Origin of the sequence: Nostoc sp. (assembly GCF_036919575.1) — a bacterium.
Taxonomy (GTDB): Bacteria; Cyanobacteriota; Cyanobacteriia; order Cyanobacteriales; family Nostocaceae; genus Nostoc.
The window spans coordinates 1-20,793 of record NZ_JBALBY010000093.1 but is presented as its reverse complement, the minus strand read 5'-3'; the positions used below and the strand labels follow the sequence as shown (position 1 = coordinate 20,793).

General features: G+C 41.8%; 19 protein-coding genes. 7 read left to right on the top strand and 12 right to left on the bottom strand.

The genetic code is table 11. The features are described from left to right. Window positions 1–461 precede the first annotated feature (461 nt). The 4 genes from V7K27_RS23935 to V7K27_RS23920 form a co-directional block, all read right to left on the bottom strand. On the bottom strand, window positions 462–908 hold the full coding sequence (locus tag V7K27_RS23935) for a hypothetical protein (protein WP_334950631.1): 447 nt from the start codon (window positions 906–908) through the stop codon (window positions 462–464). Window positions 909–1,105: 197 nt separating this feature from the next. After that, window positions 1,106–1,399 (bottom strand): hypothetical protein, encoded by a 294-nt coding sequence (locus V7K27_RS23930; RefSeq protein WP_334950630.1) that lies wholly within the window; start codon window positions 1,397–1,399, stop codon window positions 1,106–1,108. Between the two features lie 252 nt (window positions 1,400–1,651). Then, window positions 1,652–2,257, bottom strand: a complete 606-nt coding sequence (locus V7K27_RS23925) for an RRXRR domain-containing protein (RefSeq protein WP_334950629.1) — start codon at window positions 2,255–2,257, stop codon at window positions 1,652–1,654. Between the two features lie 296 nt (window positions 2,258–2,553). After that, complete coding sequence (locus tag V7K27_RS23920) at window positions 2,554–4,584, bottom strand: S9 family peptidase (RefSeq protein ID WP_334950628.1); 2,031 nt, start codon at window positions 4,582–4,584, stop codon at window positions 2,554–2,556. Between the two features lie 62 nt (window positions 4,585–4,646). Between V7K27_RS23920 and V7K27_RS23915 the strand changes: the two genes are divergently transcribed. From V7K27_RS23915 to V7K27_RS23900, 4 genes are all read left to right on the top strand, one after another. Beyond that, the gene (locus V7K27_RS23915) at window positions 4,647–4,844 is read left to right on the top strand and encodes a hypothetical protein (protein ID WP_334950626.1); all 198 of its coding nucleotides are present in this window, start codon (window positions 4,647–4,649) and stop codon (window positions 4,842–4,844) included. 229 nt (window positions 4,845–5,073) lie between these two features. Next, a complete protein-coding gene (locus V7K27_RS23910) occupies window positions 5,074–6,150 on the top strand; it encodes a glycoside hydrolase family 10 protein (protein WP_334950624.1) in 1,077 nt (358 codons plus the stop codon). 48 nt (window positions 6,151–6,198) lie between these two features. Beyond that, a complete protein-coding gene (locus tag V7K27_RS23905) occupies window positions 6,199–7,053 on the top strand; it encodes an FAD-binding domain-containing protein (protein ID WP_334950622.1) in 855 nt (284 codons plus the stop codon). 3 nt (window positions 7,054–7,056) lie between these two features. Further along, complete coding sequence (locus V7K27_RS23900; protein WP_334950620.1) at window positions 7,057–7,470, top strand: hypothetical protein; 414 nt, start codon at window positions 7,057–7,059, stop codon at window positions 7,468–7,470. 504 nt (window positions 7,471–7,974) lie between these two features. On the opposite strand, the gene V7K27_RS23895 is transcribed toward V7K27_RS23900, so the two are convergent. The 6 genes from V7K27_RS23895 to V7K27_RS23870 form a co-directional block, all read right to left on the bottom strand. Further along, window positions 7,975–8,661, bottom strand: coding sequence for a DUF6875 domain-containing protein (locus V7K27_RS23895; protein ID WP_334950618.1), 687 nt, complete (start codon window positions 8,659–8,661; stop codon window positions 7,975–7,977). An 860-nt stretch (window positions 8,662–9,521) separates the two neighbouring features. Then, window positions 9,522–10,886, bottom strand: coding sequence for a tRNA (N6-isopentenyl adenosine(37)-C2)-methylthiotransferase MiaB (miaB, locus tag V7K27_RS23890; protein WP_334950616.1), 1,365 nt, complete (start codon window positions 10,884–10,886; stop codon window positions 9,522–9,524). A gap of 28 nt (window positions 10,887–10,914) precedes the next feature. Continuing rightward, window positions 10,915–11,496, bottom strand: coding sequence for a Uma2 family endonuclease (locus tag V7K27_RS23885; RefSeq protein WP_334950614.1), 582 nt, complete (start codon window positions 11,494–11,496; stop codon window positions 10,915–10,917). Window positions 11,497–11,624: 128 nt separating this feature from the next. Then, a complete protein-coding gene (locus V7K27_RS23880; RefSeq protein ID WP_334950632.1) occupies window positions 11,625–13,061 on the bottom strand; it encodes a carotenoid oxygenase family protein in 1,437 nt (478 codons plus the stop codon). Between the two features lie 266 nt (window positions 13,062–13,327). Beyond that, window positions 13,328–13,555 (bottom strand): type II toxin-antitoxin system HicB family antitoxin, encoded by a 228-nt coding sequence (locus tag V7K27_RS23875; RefSeq protein WP_334950612.1) that lies wholly within the window; start codon window positions 13,553–13,555, stop codon window positions 13,328–13,330. Window positions 13,556–13,596: 41 nt separating this feature from the next. Further along, on the bottom strand, window positions 13,597–15,771 hold the full coding sequence (locus V7K27_RS23870; RefSeq protein ID WP_334950610.1) for an NACHT domain-containing protein: 2,175 nt from the start codon (window positions 15,769–15,771) through the stop codon (window positions 13,597–13,599). A 66-nt stretch (window positions 15,772–15,837) separates the two neighbouring features. Between V7K27_RS23870 and V7K27_RS23865 the strand changes: the two genes are divergently transcribed. After that, window positions 15,838–16,602, top strand: coding sequence for a thioesterase II family protein (locus V7K27_RS23865; protein ID WP_334950608.1), 765 nt, complete (start codon window positions 15,838–15,840; stop codon window positions 16,600–16,602). A gap of 79 nt (window positions 16,603–16,681) precedes the next feature. Here the strand turns inward: V7K27_RS23865 and V7K27_RS23860 are convergent, their stop codons facing one another. After that, window positions 16,682–17,086, bottom strand: coding sequence for an ExbD/TolR family protein (locus V7K27_RS23860; RefSeq protein WP_334950607.1), 405 nt, complete (start codon window positions 17,084–17,086; stop codon window positions 16,682–16,684). Next, window positions 17,073–17,741, bottom strand: coding sequence for a MotA/TolQ/ExbB proton channel family protein (locus tag V7K27_RS23855; RefSeq protein ID WP_334950605.1), 669 nt, complete (start codon window positions 17,739–17,741; stop codon window positions 17,073–17,075). Before V7K27_RS23855 ends, V7K27_RS23860 begins: the two co-directional genes overlap by 14 nt. Before the next feature lie 532 nt (window positions 17,742–18,273). Here V7K27_RS23855 and V7K27_RS23850 point away from each other — a divergent pair. Then, window positions 18,274–19,722 (top strand): energy transducer TonB, encoded by a 1,449-nt coding sequence (locus V7K27_RS23850; protein WP_334950604.1) that lies wholly within the window; start codon window positions 18,274–18,276, stop codon window positions 19,720–19,722. A 550-nt stretch (window positions 19,723–20,272) separates the two neighbouring features. Further along, on the top strand, window positions 20,273–20,793 hold a 521-nt coding region (locus V7K27_RS23845; RefSeq protein ID WP_334950603.1), incomplete at its 3' end, for a dihydroxy-acid dehydratase domain-containing protein.

The following is a 20,793-nucleotide window of genomic DNA, read 5'->3' as shown; positions in this document are numbered from 1 at the left end:
ATTTAATTTGTATATTGGACGCGCTCATGTTGCCCGCACTACAATATTTTTGGGTTTTCGTGTTATACAATTTAGCTGCACATCAACTTATTAGTCTGTCGCAAAAGTTTTGATAGGTGAATCAGTTTTAAATTTATCGAACAGCAATATTGGTGCCATTCGTCAGAATACATGTTAGGTATTCTGACCGAAAAAGCGGATGAATAATCGGCGTTTTTGCACCCCCACAAAACTAGAATTTTTGGTGGTGTAACAATTCAGTCGTGGGTCCCAATCCCCGACTGATTGATTCTGACTTCTGAATTCAGAATAGCTGAATTCTTCTTCAACTTCTTTACCTCTTAAACTTTGCGCTCTTTGCGTCATGGGCGGTTGTTTACAGCGATATCTGACGACAAGCCGCTCTACGTCTACGCATTTGGGTAATTAGGCGTAGCCCGTTGTAGACATCGCATCTTGTTTCAATTAGCTTTACGCTCTTTAAGCACTTGATCTAGCAAGTTCCTAGCAGGTTGTGCTTTAGCCAACGCTGCTTGATGGTCATTATAAGCACGAACAAGGCGAGAAAGACTACTCACACCTGCCTTGAGTTGCTCAAGTTCTTCACCAGCAACCAGTTCTCCATCAAGCATCCGCCCAATCAACGGTTTGATGTCGCCCACCTCCAGCCGGACTTTTTGGAGCTTTTCTAGGGTACTCAGTAAGGTTTTGAGTGAGTTCAAGATGTCGTCAATATCTTGGGCATCCTCCACTGGTTCGGGCGAATCTTCAATTGTCACTGTATTTTTGTCTGAAATTGTAGGCAATTCCTGTGCAGGCGAATCTTCAATTGTCACTGTATTTTTGTCTGAAATTGTAGGCAATTCCTGTGCAGACGTTTCATTTTTAACCCCGTTTGACCGTGCCATCAACGCTTCCTCAAGGAATTTCCCTATAGTGTATCGCTGATCCCAAGTTGCCCAAGTTCCCAAAAATAGTATTGTTATAATTCGTTAAACTTGGTGAGTATTAATACAGTGCATAATCGTTGAATTTGTCGCATCCTCTGACTGAGTTTTCGCGCAGCGAAAAAAGGGAGGAGGATAGCGGCAAATCCAACAAGAATCTATGCAGCAACGCATAATCTCGAACTCCTTTTTATTAATTTAACGTTTGACGGAGTAAACTGTCCAATTCGTGACCAATTATGGTCATAAATTGAAATATTTTTAGTTTTATTTGTATTGGTAAAACCACCAACCCAACCACGAACAATTAAACCTTTATAAGTGGTTTGAACATAATCACCCGATCTCAACCCAAACGGTGTTATTGTTCCGCCTTGACGTTTTAAAATCCCACCTTTTAAGTAATTTTCTTGGTATAATTTTCGTCGAAATAACTTAGGTCGAGTAATCACAATGAATGGTGATTCTGTTAAAACGCACATCCCAACCCAATGATGACCATGAGTGTTTGCTGTGTGAAACGCTTTGTACTCAATGAATGCTGTTGAAGCAACTGCAATTGCATCATTTGCATGAGTCTCAGGCGTTTGTCGAGATTTGTCTTTTTTGTCTTTAACAAGACCTAAATAATCACGATATTTACCTGTATCGAAAGAATCTACTTCTTTGACTGGGGCGATTAAAGATGCTTGTTTTCTGAACCATTATTGACCAACTGTTACAGGAGAAATCCCACCACCATTCTTTTTAGTATCGCCACCACAAGACTCATCTCTTATTTCGGAAATCGGAATTATTTTTGACATTTCTGTTAATATTCTTAATTCCATTTCTCGATTAGATTGAAGACTTGGCGGTATTTTGTTTTGGCGGCGGTTATTAAATCGCTTCTCTCTGTGATTACGTAATTTAAACGCAACTTGACGATTAATACGTTGACCTCTTCTAGTTCGTCGTAACTCGTGCCGTTTCTCCATTTTTCCTGTTACAGACTGCCTATCGGATTTTTTCTTGTTAGATTTATAAAATCCAGGTAAGCAAGCGTGAAATAGCACAATTGTTGCTAACTTGCTCCCAAAGGCAATGCCTGTAAATGCTTTGCCTCTGTCTGTTCCAACTACTATTCGTTGTGTGTCGTATCCAGATGGCTCCTGTAATAACTGGACGTAAAACACACCCACTTTATTCCTTTTCCCAACTGCTTTACCCACATTTATCCACTTTCTTGATCGTGCCGGGGTCGTCGGCATAAGCGGTTTAAAGTTTTTGTATATTACTGGAACTCGTTGTACCTTATTATTCTGTGACATTTGTTTTTAGGGATAACCCAAATTACTTTGTATTTAGAATAAATTCCGTCCCTTCGGGCAATAAGGCAGGCGTATCTCTTGTTCACGACCAAGCCATAAAGAGGAGCCAGTGCCAAAACTTGTAGTTTCCCCTAGTGTTGCATCTGGCGTGTACAAACTAGGGAAATATTTGTACGTTTAGCCCGTGCCTTATCTCATGCCCTAACCAACTATTGCTTTGCATACCGTGAGCCTAAGTAAACTTAGGTGTTTTGCAAGCCTACACTGTCCCGGAGGGCAGTGTAGGTAGTTGACGACTATTTTCCAGTAGTTGCGGTTGAGGGGATCAAGTATTTATCATACCAAGCTAAATAACGTTCTAGGACATCACGTTGATAACTCGGTTTGCTGATTCCGTGGGACTGTCCTGGATAAACTACTAACTGGGTATCAATTCCCAGACTTTTGAGTGCTTGATACATCTGTTCAGAGTTATGTAGTGGTACAGAAAAATCCCTATCACCTCCCAGAAATAGTGTTGGTGTAACAATTCGGTTGGCGTGAAGAAATGGGAAAGAAATTCGTAGCCAGACATCGAGGTTCTTCCACGGTACACCAAGCTCTTGTTCATAGTCATCAATATACTCATCAGTACCATAGGTCGCCAGAATATTTGATTCACCAGCCCCACTGACTGCGGCTTGAAAGCGGTTATCTTGAGCAATAGTATAGTTGGTCAACATTCCCCCGTAACTCCACCCACCAATTCCTAAGCGCGATGGCGAAGCAATTCCGGTAGCGATCGCATAATCAGCACCGGCAATAATATCTTGAGCGTCTTTGTTTCCCCAGTCTGCATAAATCGCTTTGGAGAAAGCTTCACCTCTTCCTGAACTTCCACGTGGGTTAACACCCACAACGACATAACCTTTCGCCGCAAACAGTTGCCACTTAAACATAAACTGATTTGTGAACTGACCGACAGGGCCGCCGTGCAACATTACCAGTGTTGGGTATTTCTTCCCTGGCTGATAGTGAGGTGGCTTGACAAGAAAGCCATGAATTTCTGTACCATCTTTACTCAAAAAGCTGATTTCATCTGTAGTTGCTAAATTTAACTGCCCTAGTAACTGATCATTTTGGTGTGATATTAAACGCAAATTTTTACCATCAAAGGCAAAGACTGCATTTGGTTGTTGTGGCGTTGAGGAAACTAAAGCGATTTTGCCATCGCGTCCTAAATCAAATTTACTAATCTCTCGTCTTCCTGTTAGGAATCGCTCGATTTTGCCACCAGTTACAGGCATTTTTGCTAGGTGAACATTGCCATCATCTTCGATTAAAAACAGTATTGATTTACCATCTGTGGTAAAGCGCGGTTTGGCAACATTGCGATCAAGGTTGGCAGTCAGTAGACGGGGAGTACCACCCTCGGCGGGGATAATGGCGAGATGGTGAACTGCGTACTCAATAAGTTTGGGTGAACCTCCCTGCAAATAAGCAATTGACTTCCCATCTGGACTCCAAACCGGACGGCTATCCCAATCAGGATCGGAGTCAGGCCCAATAAAGGTAGTTAGCTGACGGGCTTTGGCTCCCGATTGGGCGGCGATTGCATACAGATCCCAATTATTATTGCGATCGCTCTCTTGACCACGTTTGCTCACAAAAGCAATATTTTTGCTATCAAGTGACCAAGCAGGTAAAGACTCATTAAATGAACCTGGAGTGAGAATATCTGTTTTGCGAGTTGCTAAGTCCAATACATAAAGATGTTCATGACTTTTACCGATAAAACCCACACCGTCTTCTAAGAAGTGAAATTGATCAATAACAATCGGTGGTGGGGTTTTCCCATTAAAGGGTGTTTCTGAAACTGGTGAGTCGGCAATTACCGCTAGTCGTCTACTGTCACCAGACCAGACAAAATCGCTAACATCACCAGCAAAGTCAGATATTTTCTCGGCTTCACCGCCTGCTAGGTTGAGCAACCAAATTTGCTGTTTTCCCGATTCCCGGCTGGAGATGAAAGCTAGATACTTCCCGTCTGGGCTGAACCGAGGGTTATATTCACTATCCTTACCGTTAGTTAAATGTAATGTTCGGGAAGCATCCCAAGAAGTCATATAAATATGGTTATCTTGTGTATCATTTTTCAAATCGGTATTAGTTACTGTGTAAGCAATCCAGTCTCCAGTGGGAGATAGTTGGGGATCGCTAATTTGGCGAAAGGCAAACTGATCTTTGATCGTCAGCAGACGTTTTTCTTGGGCTTGAGCCGAAATATTTATACCGAGTGTCATCGCTAAAACACTACTTACTAAAGCGATTTTTGTTAGCTTTTTCATAACTAGATATCATAACTGGGGGTTCGCACATTTTTTTGAAGTTAGAGAAATTGGTAAATAACTTGGTCATAAAGCTTTGCCCCAGCATTGCGGCTAGCCCTGGTGGGATGTCCACAATCCGGGTTTTATACTTACCTTTGGTGGTAGACTTGCTCAAAGTGATAGCACAACATTTGATATCAGTCGTCTGGAGTGCTAGTGCTTCTGATACGCGACAACCAGTAAACAGGCAAATTCCTTTCCAGAGCGCTATGGCGTAACCGCCGGACTTAAGAGCGATCGCTCTTAGTGATAAATCCTGACGTGAATAATCGCTTTAGTTCCTCTTGGGTTAAAATTTTGCCTTGTCCGTTGCCGATAATTATTTAATTTTTTCAACTTCTTCAGCAACATCTCAAAATGTTTAAATTATTCAGAATCAAACGCGGATTAATATTACTGGTTTCTTCTTTAATTATAACTATTTTGGTGATATTAGGAACAAGTAAAATGAGTACAGCCGCCCAAACACATGAAGTGCGGGGTGTGTGGCTTACTAATGTTGATAGTCAGGTACTTTTTTCATCTCAAAATCTCAAAAATGCTTTAAATCGTCTCGCTAAATTAAATTTTAATACTATTTATCCTACAGTTTGGAATGGTGGTTATACACTTTATCCTAGTAGTGTAGCTCAAAAAGTATTAGGTCAATCTATCGAGCCAATTCCTGAATTAAAAGATAGAGATATTCTTCAAGAAGTTATTAAAGAAGGACATAAAAAAGGTTTAACTGTGATTCCTTGGTTTGAATATGGGTTTATGACTCCCATAGATTCCGAATTAGCTAAACGACATCCTCATTGGTTAACTAATCGTTATGATGGTACTAAAGTTGATAGTGATAATCAAGTTTGGCTTAATCCTTTTCATCCAGAAGTACAGCAGTTTATGATTGATTTAATCATGGAAGCTGTAGCTAGATATGATCTCGATGGAATTCAATTAGATGATCATTTTAGCTTACCTTCTGAGTTTGGTTATGATGATTATACTGTAGCAATGTACACGAAAGAATTAAAGGGTTTAATTCCTTCTAAGGATTTTTATGAAACTTTCTGGGTGCGTTGGCGTGCTGATAAACTTAATGAATTTATGAAACATTTATCGGCTCAAATTAAAGCTGTTAAACCAGATTGTATAATTTCTATTTCTCCTAATCCTTTACATTTTTCTTTACCTGCTTATTTACAAGATTGGTTTACCTGGGAAAGACGAGAATATATTTCTGAAATAGTTTTACAAGTATATCGTTCCGATTTACCTCGTTTTCTGACAGAGTTAGAAAGAGCAGAAGTTGATTTAGCTAAAACTCATTTACCAGTTTCTATTGGCATTTTAAGCGGTTTAAAATCTAGTTCATTACCGATTAATCAAATTAAATTGCAAGTTGAAGAAGTACGCCAACATGGTTTAGCCGGAGTCTCATTCTTTTTCTATGAAAGCCTCTGGAATTGGTCAGACGAAGCCCCTATTGTACGAGAAAAAGTTATTCAAAGAATGTTTCCTAATTCTGTATCTCGCGGATAAGTACCTAAGCCAAATTCATGATATCTATCCTCACTCTTCAAAGTTCACATGACTAAAGATATGCAACGCCAATTTACCAACCGCGATGAGTTGGTAGCCTACCTCCGCGAACAATTCCCAGATGCAGCAGAACGCGATGACCACATCAGCGAAACTCTGGGAGGACGCCAAGCGGCACAAAAAGCACTGCAAAAAATCGACCCAATACTCTACGCGCAAACACGTAATTTTTTCACAGGTGCAGTCACGCGCCTTTCGCCTTATATCCGCTATGGCGTTTTGAGTTTGCGAGAAATTCGAGATTATGTCCTTGACCGGGTACAGCACCAAGACGATGCTACTAAACTAATTAACGAGTTAGGCTGGCGCGACTACTGGCAACGGTTGTATGTGAAGTTAGGGGATGGAATCTGGAAAGACCAGGAAGAGTACAAAACTGGTTATTCTGTGGGCGAATATGCACCGGAATTGCCGCAAGATATCAGACAAGGAACCACAGGCAGAGTTTGCATCGACAGTTTTAGCCGTGATTTAAGAGAAACTGGGTATCTACATAACCATGCACGGATGTGGCTAGCGGCTTACATTGTCCATTGGCGGCGTATTCGTTGGCAAGTAGGAGCTAAGTGGTTTCTCGAACACCTTTTAGATGGAGATCCTGCTAGTAATAATATGTCATGGCAGTGGGTTGCCAGCACCTTTAGTCATAAACCGTATTTTTTCAACCGTGAAAACTTAGAACGCTACACCAAAAGCGTTTATTGCCAGAAATGTCCCCTTTACGGTCATTGTGATTTTGAAGGCAGCTATGAAGAATTAGAACAGCGACTTTTTCCTCAAGGGGAATTTAGCAAACAAGCCAATAGCCAAAGCTGGCAGCATGGGAAGAAAGCTAAAAAATGAAAAATGAATAAACCAATTGTTTGGGTGCATGGAGATTGCCTCAGTCCATACAACCCCGGACTCCAAAAATACCCAAATGCCCCGGCTATCTGGGTTTGGGACGAGGCTTTGATAGAGGAATGGCAACTGAGTCTCAAACGCATCGCCTTCATCTACGAATGCTTGCTAGAGTTACCCGTTGTTATCCGCCGTGGCGATGTGGCACAAGAAATTTTAGCTTTTGCAAAAGAACATGATGCGAATTTAGTTGTCACAGCCAACAGTCCCAGTCCCCGGCTTGATGATATCTGCAATCAAATGGAGCGATCGCTAACAGTAAAAGTGCTAGAGGTGGAACCATTCTTTAACTATGATGGCTATATTGACCTGAAGCGGTTCTCGCGCTATTGGAAAGTGGCTCAAAATTATCTTAGATAGCTCAATTGTAAATAATGTCTGGCGATCGCTTCTTCTACCAACGCTTCTTCTACCAAACTTTGGTGGCGATCGTCAAAAGGATACGAACAAGTTGAGCAATTAGTTGAGCTTGCCCATACTTACGGTATTAGCCTAGTTTACCACGATGATGATTGTGAAGTAAAGGTGGCAGCGATCGCCAAAGTAAAGGAGTTGTTTCATCGCCTCAACCTGCCGGAACGTTTATAAGAAGAATTCAGAACTCAGGAGCGGAGCCGGAGACGCTCCTCGGCTTGGCGTCAGAATTCAGAATTGAATTGGAGTCCGACTGGGTAATGAATATTGGTTTAAAACCAAGCCGAATTGCGATGCCCTGAGCTTTGTCGAAGGGTGGGCGAAAAAAATTAAAATATTCTCGCCTTAAAAATCTACCCATAAAGGGATAGAGTATTCTGAATTCTGAATTCTGAATTCTGACTCCTGTTTTATGGCAACTGTCTCCCACCACCTTTTTTTGATATTTATTTATATACAATAACTCACCAAATTTTCGCCTTGAAGTTGTTCTTTCGCTAAAGCCAATGCCTGATGAGCATTTTTAAACTTTGTTTCATCTGTAAATTTATTACCAAAACACTTTAAATAAGCTTCCAGATACCGAATACGTAAGCGGGGATCAGCCGGACTCTCAAGAAAGGGGAGGTCAAGTTCAACCATAAACCGGATAGCCAACAAGGGGATAGGGCTACGAAGTGGACGAAAGTCTGGGTTGTGCAGACCAGGACTTTGATTACGTTTATGAAATTCTCCGATCATCAGTCCTGACTCAACAAACAAAGGTTTAAGTTTTTGTTGGACACTATCTATTAGTTTAGAAGCTTCTTCTATATGGATGTCAGGAAAGATAAGTAAAAAAGCTCTATTGATTGCTAATTCCTGCTCTTTAACTTTCATCCCAAGGAAGATATCTCGGTAGCTTCCAACAATCTCTTCTACTTGTTCTGGATACAAATCTTTGGCGCGAATAACTGCTAGACGAATACTGTTTGACTTCAGAGAGTAAGGTACAAAAGGGCAAACTGCGCCGGGTCTTCCTAAATTAGGATGAGGTCTTCCTAAAAAATTTTTCACCCACTCTATAGTTTCAATTAAGTAAGGAAGGTCTTCGTGTTGTTGGAGTTGTTCGATTTCAAGATTTGTATAGAGTTGCATGAGCTTGATTGAAATGGAATAATTGTTTAATTCGGAATCGAAAATTAGTTTCACAATATTATCTGCCCGAAACTAATTATTATCTAAGTAAACAAAACAAGCCTTGATTTTTTTATTTTTGGTTTATCTGTGGCTTGTCGCAGATAAAAATGCTCTAGCATTTTTGTGAATTTAAAGAAATTTCCACCAAGAAATACACAAACATATTTTCGCACCAAACGACTTATGTTTATTTATTTTTGGCATTTTAACTAGAATGCATATGTATTATCCAGCAGATGCTCCTACTTTTTTTACACTATTAAGTTTCTAATATTTTTAACAAAGATATTATAAAGCTTATGTGTAAATAGTTATTTTTACTGTAAACTTTTAGTATTGCTTTAACAGCAACTATAGGTTTACTATCAAGTTCGTGTAATTTTCTCTAGGTAAAGTTTATATTGTATATTTATTTTTACTGTAAAAATTTAGCATTGCTTTAACAATAGCTACAGCTTTACTATCAAGCTAGTATAATTTGATATAAGTAAAATATCTTAACCCCCCCATCCCTAAAACCTCAGTTTTGCGTTGCTTTCCCGCCCTGCAATAAATTGCGGGCTAAGGGACTGACAAATAAAAAAATACTCAACTACTTCTTGTGGGGTGGGCGACACGAGAGCCCCTAAGCTAAGGCGGGCTTTTCGGCCCACCCCACAAGATTGGGTAATTTATTTGTTGTCAGTCCCTAATAGCTAAAGTACGTTGAAACGCACTGAAATTAAAGGAATTAAGATAGATTGGGGCTGATGGGTTAGACCCCCGATCAATTCGCCAACACTCTCATCATATTCGCCCAATACTTTTAAAGCATTTTTTTAGACAGACAAGGCTTGTTTGACCTCAATTGGTTCACCCGTCAAGCTAAAAGGACGAACTTCGGTAATTTTTACCTTTACTAACTGCCCTTGCAATTCTTTGATGTCGCCATTGAAGAATGTCAGACGATTACCGCCAGTGCGTCCCATCACCTGGGTTTGATCTTTAGGATTTTGGTCTTCTACTAAAACGGATTCAATGCGTCCGAAGTAACGTTGCGATCGCTCCGCGACTTTCAAGTTTACTAAATGATTGAGCCGTTGCAGACGATCGCTTTTAATTTCTTCACTTAGCTGATTGTCCCAGAAAGCGGCGGGTGTCCCTGGACGTGGTGAATATGCTGCTGTATTCAACATATCAAAGCCAATATCTTCCACCAGTTTCAGGGTATTTTCAAACTGTGCTTCTGTCTCACCAGGAAAACCGACAATAGCATCGGCGCTAATTGAAGCATCTGGCATATACCGCCGAATGGTATCGATAATTCGGCGATATTTTTCATGAGTATAACCCCGCGACATCGCCTTTAAAAGTTCATTATCCCCAGATTGAAAGGGAATGTGGAAGTGTTCGCAGACTTTGGGCAACTCAGCACAAGCCTTAATTAATCTCTCTGTAAAATAACGGGGATGGCTAGTAGCAAATCTCAGCCTTTCAATCCCCGGCAGATCATGCACATAATAAAGTAAATCTGTGAAGTTGTGCAGATGCCGACCTTCTGGTGTTGTTCCTGGCAAATCTCTGCCGTAAGCGTCAATATTTTGACCGAGTAGAGTAACTTCCTTGTAACCTTGGCGTCCTAATTCTTCCATTTCAGCCCGGATTGCTGACGGCGTGCGAGATTGTTCGACACCGCGCACATTGGGAACTACACAATAGGTGCAGCGTTCGTTACAGCCGTAAATTATATTTACCCAAGCTGTGACTTTACTATCCCGTCGCGGCTGGGTGATATCTTCAATAATATGAACTGAGTCGGTTGCTACAACTTGGTTGCCCTCAAACACTGACTCCAGCAAATCTTTCAGACGGTTGGCGTGTTGTGGCCCCATTACCAAGTCTAATTCTGGGACTCGCCGCAATAGCGCTTCCCCTTCCTGCTGGGCAACACAACCAGCAACGATCAGGGTTAAATCAGGCTGCTCATGCTTGCGCTTCGCTTGTCTGCCAAGGTAGGAATATACCTTTTGTTCAGCATTATCCCGAATTGTACAGGTATTGTAGAGAATCACATCTGCATTATTCGGATCTTCGCACGACTCAAAGCCCATGTCTTCCAAAACGCCAGCCATGCGCTCTGAGTCAGCTTTATTCATCTGACAACCGAAGGTAGTGATGTGGTAGTGGCGTTTAGAAGTGGTCATGTTGCTTAGTTAACCAGTTAGAGTGAGGTTATTCTTTAGCCTCAAAGTCAACTTTATCATAAATATCTGATAGAGGGATTTGAAATTGAATAGAGGATAGTGTTAAAATACTAGTCTCTTCTTCATACTCTGAGAAAATCCATTTATTTTCGTCAGTTTTAGAATATTGTTCTACATGATTTTTGTATTGATCAATCAGAACATATTCCTGAAAACTGGGGATGGTACGATAAGCCGCAAATTTTTCATCTCTATCATAGCTTCTGGTAGATTTGGATAACACTTCACAAATCACCAAGGGATTCGTAATTGTATCTGTACGTCCCTCAGAAAATTCTAATGATCCTGCAACAACCATGATGTCAGGATATGTATGAATTCGCTTTTTGGGAATCCATAGACGTTGATCAGCGATGAATACTCGATAAGGTTGTCGCTTCAAAGCAAAATTGAGGGTTGCACTTAGATTAAGAGCTATTTGATTATGATTTGGTGTTCCACCTGTCATGGATATAATTTGACCATCTATATATTCATGACGATACTCGGAAATGACTTCTAGTTCTAGGTATTCTGTGGGAGAATAATGGCGTTTTTCTTGTAATTGCATAGGGCAAGGCTCTTTGGGATTTTTGATTTTGCATTGACCAGATGTGATTAATTAGGTCTGGTCAATAGGGTTGTTTTTTTTAACGCAAAGGAACGCTGAGGGAAACGCAAAGGAACGCAGAGGGGTTTTTAGGCTGGGTTCCAAGTTCCGTGGAAGCTGTGGGGGATGACGCTGGGTAATCCTAGTTTGCAAATGGGTTCGGCATCTAGGCGATCGCTATCAAATACCCAAATTTCGCTACTATGAGAATTACCATCGTAGACAACGGTTAACACCCAACCTTGTTCAGGGTTTTGGCTGTCTTGGGCGTGGATGGGTTCTGAAGGATAGCGATTTTCTCCTAAGTCTGCTTCGGTGAGGGTTTCGGTTTTGTAGTCGAAGCGGGCGATCGCACTAAACAATTCTTTACCTGTATCCGTTCCTTGGGGCATTAATGATACATAAGTATATCGCCAAGGTTGCCCAACTTGCGATCGCTGGACTACGGGAAACTCACACCTGCGATTGATAATTTCTTGCGTTGCTGTCACTTTAGCTGTTTGGGGATTGAGACGCACTTGCCATAATTTTCCTTTTTGAACTGTGTGCGTCTCACCAGTTGGGATTTCTCTGAGATATTCATTAGTTTGTTGAAAATCTGAATATCGCACCACGTCCAGAATCACAGAACCGTCTTCATCTTCATAGCCATTGCCAAAATGCCAATTAAACCAGGGTTCGGTTTCGCCACGACTAACTAAGGATAAGTTTTCACGGTCAAAGATTAACACCTGGGTTCCTAACTGAGGTTCCCACAACAGAGATTTACTAAAGGTAGTCAGACCTAGCATAACTGGCAGCATTTTCATCCGCATCGGTGGCATGAAAAACACCAGATACCTTTGAGTTAACACAAAATCATGTATTATTGAGTAGCGATCTAGCTTAAAAGCAGCTTTTTGGATAATTTTGCCAGTGCGATCGCTTTTGTAGAGATTCAGTTCTACAGAACTTCCCATACTGACTCCAAAGTTAAAAATCTCGCCTGTGTCTGCATCGCGCTTGTAATGAGCAGAATAAGGTAATCCATTGTCCAAAGCACCTGAATCATCTAATCCCTTCGTTTCTAAAGTTTCCAAGTCAAGGGCATAGGGATTGGTTGCTTCCCATAAAGCCAACAGTTTATCAGGTAAAGCCAACACTGAGGTATTCGCTGCATTCTTGATCTTTTGCCCCCAGCGCTTCCAGATCGGCCCTGGGGTGTGCATACCATAAACACCATAGAGGAACCTATCTACTTTAGTTTCAGCTTGATATTCTGCTGTTTGCACATAGCGATAGACTCCTGTGACTCCTGCATCAGTGAAATGGACGCCGAGAATTGCTCCATCTCCATCAAACCAGTGTCCTACGCGATTGCTACCGCGTTCTAGCCGTCCGGGGCCATTGCGGTAAAGTGTGCCACGCAAGCCATCTGGGATTTTGCCAGAGATAATTGGCAGTTGCGTAGGGGGAAATTCTTTTGCCGGTTCTGCGATCGCACCTGACCAGGCTTTTTTTGTTGACTTTTTCTCAATGGTATGCATATCAAATTTTTGCTTGATCATTAATGTACACAGTTGCATTCTGACATTTTCATCTTTGTTGGAATTTTTTAACAAAGCCTCTAGCTGTAGATATGTAAAGGTTTTGACATGATATTACTCGTTAACTGAGCTAGCTCATAGTCATCAATAAAAATAACCACTAAATTGAAGTAAATCAACATTCCAAGTGGTTCAAAAAACTATGATTAGCCAACAAACATTAGATATCGTCAAATCCACAGCTTTTGCATTCCTAACGACAAAACTTAGTGTGGTAATGTTTCAAAAAGCGGGAACTCTTCTAAATACAGTTCCGTTGCTTGCTGCAAATTAGCGTAGGCGTAGCCCGTCGTAGACATCGCTTCTTCTATCGTCTCTCCTTGGCTGGCGGTTCCCACCTCTGGACATTCAGCTACATAAACATCCTCTTCCCAATGCAAGATTGCTGTAAAGGTTCGAGTTTTTGTATTCTTAGCCTGTTGTAATGAACTCATGGAGCGTTTATCTGGCTATCTTTTCATTTTTCTATTGTTGCTTAACCACCTGGAACCAACAACATTCGCGCCTCGATCGCTTCCCAGGTTTGGGGCAACACCCGCACTGCTGCTTGTTTGCACTGGATTATGAGGTAATTTGCGTAGAGATAATCGCGGAGTGCTTCCGCTTCTTCCTTTGATAAGTTGACCATTTCTTGGGTGAGATTGAAAGCATTAAGCCAGGTTTGTTGAATGGACTCAAAAAATGCTTGATCGGCTTCCAGTGGCTGTTTATAGTCAGACATTTTAGTTTGCAATGCTTTTAGTCGGGCAATTAGTAAAGTAAAGTGGACTTTATTAAAGATAAAGATTTTTAATTTTTCAAGTTCATGAATGATGGTGTTTGCAATGCTAACGGTATTGAGAATAGAGATGGTGTAGATATAAAAATGGGAATCGGATATGGGGATGGTCGTTCGAGTGGCAATGGCATGGACATGAGCATCATCGTAGGCGATAGCGTAGATGTCAAAGTCATCGGCATAAGCGTCGGCGTACCTGATGGCATAGGTTGTTGCAATTGCGTAAGCTTTGGCAATACCAATGGTAATAGCTTTTTTGGGGAAGGTGATTGCATAGGCGATCGCAATAGCAGATGCACGTTTACCCACAGGTTTATAATTACCTTCAGATCCAGCTGTTACCTGTTCTGCCCAGTTGATTAAAGCTTTTAACTTCGGTGTATTTATGTACTTCTGTGCTTCCTTTTCCATCAGCAACAGCAAATCATCTGCACCACCGCGCATTAACCCGGCTACTAACAAAAACACCTCTTTCCAGCGTTGATCTGTCAGGTGTTCAGTAACTAACTTCTCAACTTGGCGATGGTCATCAATATATTGTGCTGTTAAATATTCCTGTAGCGTTAGATGAGAGAATGAAAAGACATCCTCGGCTCGTTGTACCAAAATTCCTTGTTGAATAGCGATCGCATTCAGTACAGCTTGCCCATCTAAATGCTGAGGTGCATTCAGATTACTCGCTAAGAATGTTTTGATTTGCTGAACAATATCGCGCTGTGAAAAGAATAGCCTGTCAGACTCAAAACCTGTATAGGCAATATCTGATAGTAATATTTCTTCTAATTCTGTATGTAGTCCTTGATAAATCTCATCTCTGAGAATTCGCTTTTCTGATGCCCACTCTTCTAGCAATATCCGCAGTGCCTTCCGGTAAAGAACACTGCGATTATCTGGAAAACTTTGGGAACGGTCGTATACTAAACAGAGAAATGTCAGCAATAAAGGTGTGTGTGCTAATTCTTTTGCAGCTTTATGTTCTGGTTTTTGCAGTAACTCCCAGCATTTCTCGCCTGTCTTCGCCTGTTCGTCTGCTTCACAATGAAACCAGTTATAAATAAATTGCTGAATTTGGGTATCGTCGAAATCTGCCATTGATACATCGCTAAAGCGACGAAACCTACTGCGATAAGCTGCTGTGCGACAGGAGGCAATGAAACGATTTTTATCGTACTTGTCAACAAAATTTTGAATTTGGCTAATTGCCTCAGTTAAGTTTTTTGTTGGTACTTCATCCAACCCATCCAGCAAAATTAGTAACTTACCTTCTTCTAAAGTTTTGACTGCAAATTTATCTGGTGATGGAAAGCCGCAAATACCAAACTCCTCAGCAATAAACCTTTCAATATTAATGTTGCTAGATGCAAACCTTTTCAATTCTATAAAAACTGGAATGCAGCCGTGTTTGAATCCTCCTTTTTTATCTTTGAGCGCTTCTAGTCCCATCTTCCGCACAAATGTAGATTTTCCTGCACCCGGGCCACCAAGCACCATCAGATATTGCTTATCATTAGCAACTTTAATTCCTTCTTGTTTAGGAGTCTCTTGAGATTGAAACCTTCGGCTTTTAGCTTGGCGATAGAAATTTTCTAAATTCTCAATAGATTCAAAACTCTGAATAGCATCATCATCTAAAAACTGCACCGATGTATAGAGCGATTCCAGCTTGACAGGTTCACGCATTCCTAATACTTTAAGAATGCCATGCCGTTCTTCGTAGTTCTTTTGATATTGATTTGATGCATTAAAAATTAACTTCTGAGTGTTTTCATCCAGAGTTTTGCCTAATACTCCTAAAACCTGACTACTGATTTGGAAAAATATAGCGGCGACACCGCTAACGGCTGATATTGCCCAAGGTTCCATTCCTGTCATAAGATTATTCAGTGAATATGTTTAAAAATTAAAGCTGAATTGCGTTATCTAACTCTAAGTTCTATTATGACAACTACACCAAACTTCAATTCCTGGGTTATCTGTCCCCAACCAAATCCTCAAGCAAATTTGCGTTTATTCTGCTTCCCCTACGCTGGTGGTAGCGCGGCAATTTTTCGCACATGGCCTAATAATCTACCTAGTAATGTCGAAGTCTGTGCTGTGGAATATCCAGGACGGGGAAGGCAGATTCAGTCAGCACCTTTGACGCGATTAGAACCTCTTGTTGAAGCGATCGCTCCAATTCTGATACCATATTTAGACAAACCATTCGCCTTTTTCGGGCACAGTATGGGCGGATTAGTTAGCTTTGAGTTGACCCGTCTACTTCGCTCTCAGTATAGTCTTGCTCCCTTTCACCTGTTCATATCTGCTCGTCGCGCCCCGCAAATCCCGTTGACAAAACCACCTCTCCACGTCCTATCAGACCCTGATTTGCAGGACGAGCTACACAGTCTTAACGGTACACCCAAAGCAGTATTAGAGAGCATGGAACTGATGCAGATATTCCTCCCGATTTTGCGGGCAGATTTTGCCGTTCTGGAAACTTATATTTACACTCAAAAACAGCCTCTGAAGTGTCCTATTACTGTTTTTGGTGGTTTGCAAGACCAAGAAGTTACTCATGAGGAACTGCAAGCATGGCGAGAGCAGACGATCGCTACTTTCTCATTACAAATGTTTGACGGCGACCACTTTTTTATCCATTCACACCAACAATTATTATTTAAATTTATATCTCAAGAATTGCAGATGAGTAACCATAGTTAGTAATAGCGATCGCACAAAAAAGAGTTAGGAGTCAGAATATAGAATTTTCCTGACTCTCTCAACTAATATTTCTACTTATTTATCTTTGGGTAGCGATCGCTAATCTTGTTCCCTTCACCTGACGTACTTGATCCATTATCCCCACTACCTCACCGTGCAAGACTTTTTGATCAGCATTAATAATCACCAATGTATCTTGGTTAGAACCAACTAAAGTCCGCACTTTCGCTGCTAAATCATTAACTGCGATTGGATCGCGGTTTAGGCTTATCTGACCTTTTTCATCTACCGTGATGGTAATTTTAGTGGGAATTTGCTGTTCCTTCGCCGTGGCTGCCTTCGGTAGATTTACTGGCAACCCTTCTGAACGTGTTAAAAATAGCGTTGACATAATAAAAAATGTCAAAAGGGCAAACATTACATCAATCAGAGGTACTACATTTATAAATGGTGGTAAATCTGGTTCATTATCATCTAGATCCATAAGACTTCTCCTGTTGTTCGTAGCGATCATGTTGGTCATAGCGATCGAGGAACAGTATTTCTAGCTGTCCGCCGTATTCTTGAATCATTGTGATCTGCCGTTGGTATAGTCCCCGGAAGATGCTGGCTCCTAAAAGCACAAAGATAGCTACAACCAATCCTGAGGCGGTAGCAACTAAAGCTTCACTAATACCAGCAGTGACTGCACTAGTTTTAGTACCTCCGACATCACCAATATTCAGTCCAGCAAATGAGCGAATTAATCCTAAAATTGTGCCGAGAAGTCCCAACAGAGGCGCTAAACCGATAATGGTGTCAAATACAGCTTGAAACCGCTTGAGCATAGGTATTTCTGCTTGCGCCTCGCTTTTCAAAGCCAAACGAAATTTTTCTGGAGTCGGTCTTTCTAGCTGTAGTCCAGCCAGAAAAATGCGTGCTATAGGTAAGTCTACATTTTTTTGCAGCTTATCCACAGCACTAACGACATTATCAAGTCGATAAAGATTTAAAACCTCTCGCACCACCCGGTTTTGACGCTGACCAATCTGTATCCAAAACTTCGCCCGCTCAATCATTAGTGCTACTGCCAACACCGAAAACGCTAGCAGGGGCAACATGACCACGCCGCCTGCTTCAAACAAATTCTGAATTCCCATGTAGTGCCTCTAAACTCATCAACAATACAAAATCAGACTACCAGAATCAAGCTAAAAAATGAAACTTTTTCTCAATAGAGTTTAAGATACTATGATACTTTTTTCAAATCTAATTATGATTAATTTTATTTAATCTTTTTTTGTTTTACATAAATTAATTTAATTAAGACATAACACAAAAATTAATTTTATCTAGAAATCGTCATAATCAACAGTATTTTTCAAAGATATTTTGATGATTAAGTATCATATTCACTACCCTAAGAGGATGTTTGAAAAGTCTAATTTATGACTCGCCGGACGAATAGAATTCACGGCTACACAAGACTTTACCCACCGACCTGGGTTAGAAGACCCTTGATTTTGGATTAGTCCAGGTCGGTGGACTTAGCTTGTGTAGTAGCGAATTCTATTCGCCCAATACTTTTCAAACATCCTCTAACACTGCCCAAAATAATTTTAATTTTTTACTTGATATTTGTAACCTTGCATTCTAAGATAACTAGGTTAGTGAGAATAGGTAGCAATAGCTATGAGCTTTTCCGGCATTACTGTCGAGCAACGTTCCAAAGAAGTTGAGGCTCTCAAGTCTTTTCTGACTTACAGTCTGATCGGTTCACTGGCGCTGCATATCGGCGTACTGTCCTCAGGCATAAGTAATTATTTAACGAGAGTGTCCACACCAGAAGAAGAACCAATAGAGTTGGCGATCGTGGATTCTCCAACTGCGGAACCAGAAAAACCAATTGCAGAGATTCCAGAAGAAATCAAAAAAGAACCACTTATTGTCCAAAAACAGCCTATAGAAACTCCACCAGTAGAAAAATTTCAGCAGAAAGAACAGATTACAGCAGTCGCTCAAAAGCCACAGCCGACAAATACGCCGCCAAAAGCAATTGCTACCAAGCCAGAAGTTCCTGTGAAATCTGCACCCATTCCCCGATCGCCTGTATCTGAAGATTCCAAAGCAAGTTCGGCTGGTGGCGGTGGCGGCGGTGGCGGCTCTGGTGTGGGTTTAGGCTCAGGTAGTGGTATTGCTGTAGGTACAAGCAGCGGTACTGGCCTTGGCGGAGGAACTGGCACTGGCACTGGCGGTGGCATTGGCTCTGGTTCTGGCACTGGCATTGGTAGTGGCACTGGCAGTGGAATTGGCAGTGGCACTGGTTCAGGAATTGGTTCTGGTTCTGGCAGTGGTATAGGCAATGGACTAGGAAACCGTCCGACAGTAGCAACAGCACCAATAGCGCCAACACCCCCAAAAATAAATAGCTCAGGTGATGGTAATGGTCGTGCAGCCTGCCGCGAATGTAGTGCCAAGTATCCAGAGGCAGCAAGACGGCGAGGAGTTGAAGGTAGAGTAGAAGTAGCTGTAGATACTGATGCACAAGGTAATGTTACCAATGTGCGGATTGCTCGCTCCAGTGGAAACCGCGAATTAGATGAAGAAACCGCCAGACAAGCGCGTGAGTGGAAATTAAAACCCGCAGAAGGTGGTAGACAAGGGGTATCGATCGCCACTGAATTTGCCATAAAAGGTTCACGGCGATCGCGCCAAGTTCAAGAACGGCAAGCACAAAGAGAAGCAGAAGAGAAAACCCAGCAGGCAGCAGCAGCAGCAGCTGACTCCACACCCGAAAATCCAAGACGTAGGCGCAGAGAGTTGACACCCCCATCTAATGAAGCTACAGCCACAAGACCAGCAATATCTGGATTGAGTAGACGGTTGGAACCTCAAAGACGAGAAATTATTACCGCAGGCTCATCATCTGAAGCGAGGATAAATCGCACTCAAGGAAGTGCCAGAGACTCCCTACGCAGCATCCAACGTGAACGAGCGGGTAACGATTCATCACAACAGCCACAAGCAACCCCAACTCGGCGGCGGCGAGCAGAAAACAGCAGTCAGGATAAGTTGCGGGAGTCTTTGCGCCGTTTACGCCCACAACCTCAATCGCAACCTGCTGCTCCCAGTCAGCAGTAGTCTATCAAGTTGAAATTGATCGGTTCGTAGTGAGTGATTTATCGCTCAATTTTAAGGGCTAAAGCCGCTACGAACTTTCACATGAATCATTAGTAGAGGGAAAAAACTTATTGGAATCATGCTTTGATTAGCGATGCTCGCCGCCTCCTGTTTTTAGCTTTGCTCTTGTTTTAAGTAAGTTGTATTTTTGTTGAGAAAGATCCGGGTAATGGATAGCCTTGCTAAGGAGAGGGGAGAGGAAGCACAGATGGGGTGAGGTTAAACAATACCTGATTCTTATTAGGAAACGCTAAGTAAGTTGGTGGGAATAAACCAAATTATGTTACGGAACGTAAATAGGCTTAAAACCCTTACCAATGACAAAGGACAAAGGACAAATGACAGCCCACGTCAGTTAACTTTAATTGCGCCCACCTACTTATAGCAACACAAGCACATCTGAGAAATAGAAAATTACCAATGCTTGCTCATGCGCGATCGCACCGCATAAGCATGAGAAAATCAGGTAATACAATCGCAATGGAAGCGATGAGGCAGGTAAGGAAAAAAGATGTCCGAGAATTTGAGAAGTCAAATTGTGACGCAAGGGGTGCAGCGATCGCCAAATCGAGCTATGCTGCGGGCAGTTGGTTTTAAAGATGAAGATTTCAATAAAGCCATTGTGGGCATTGCCAATGGTTACAGTACGATTACTCCCTGTAATATGGGGATCAATCAACTGGCACAACGGGCAGAAGTTAGTATTAAAAGCGCCGGCGCGATGCCGCAAATCTTCGGCACGATTACGATTAGCGATGGGATTTCGATGGGAACCGAAGGGATGAAATATTCCCTAGTGTCGCGGGAAGTGATTGCCGATTCCATTGAAACTGTCTGTACTGGACAAAGTATGGATGGTGTGGTGGCGATTGGCGGTTGTGATAAAAATATGCCTGGGGCAATGCTGGCGATCGCGCGGATGAATATCCCGGCTATTTTTGTTTACGGTGGCACAATTAAACCCGGTCACTACAACGGACGCGATTTAACTGTTGTTAGTTGTTTTGAAGCTGTTGGTCAATACAGTGCGGG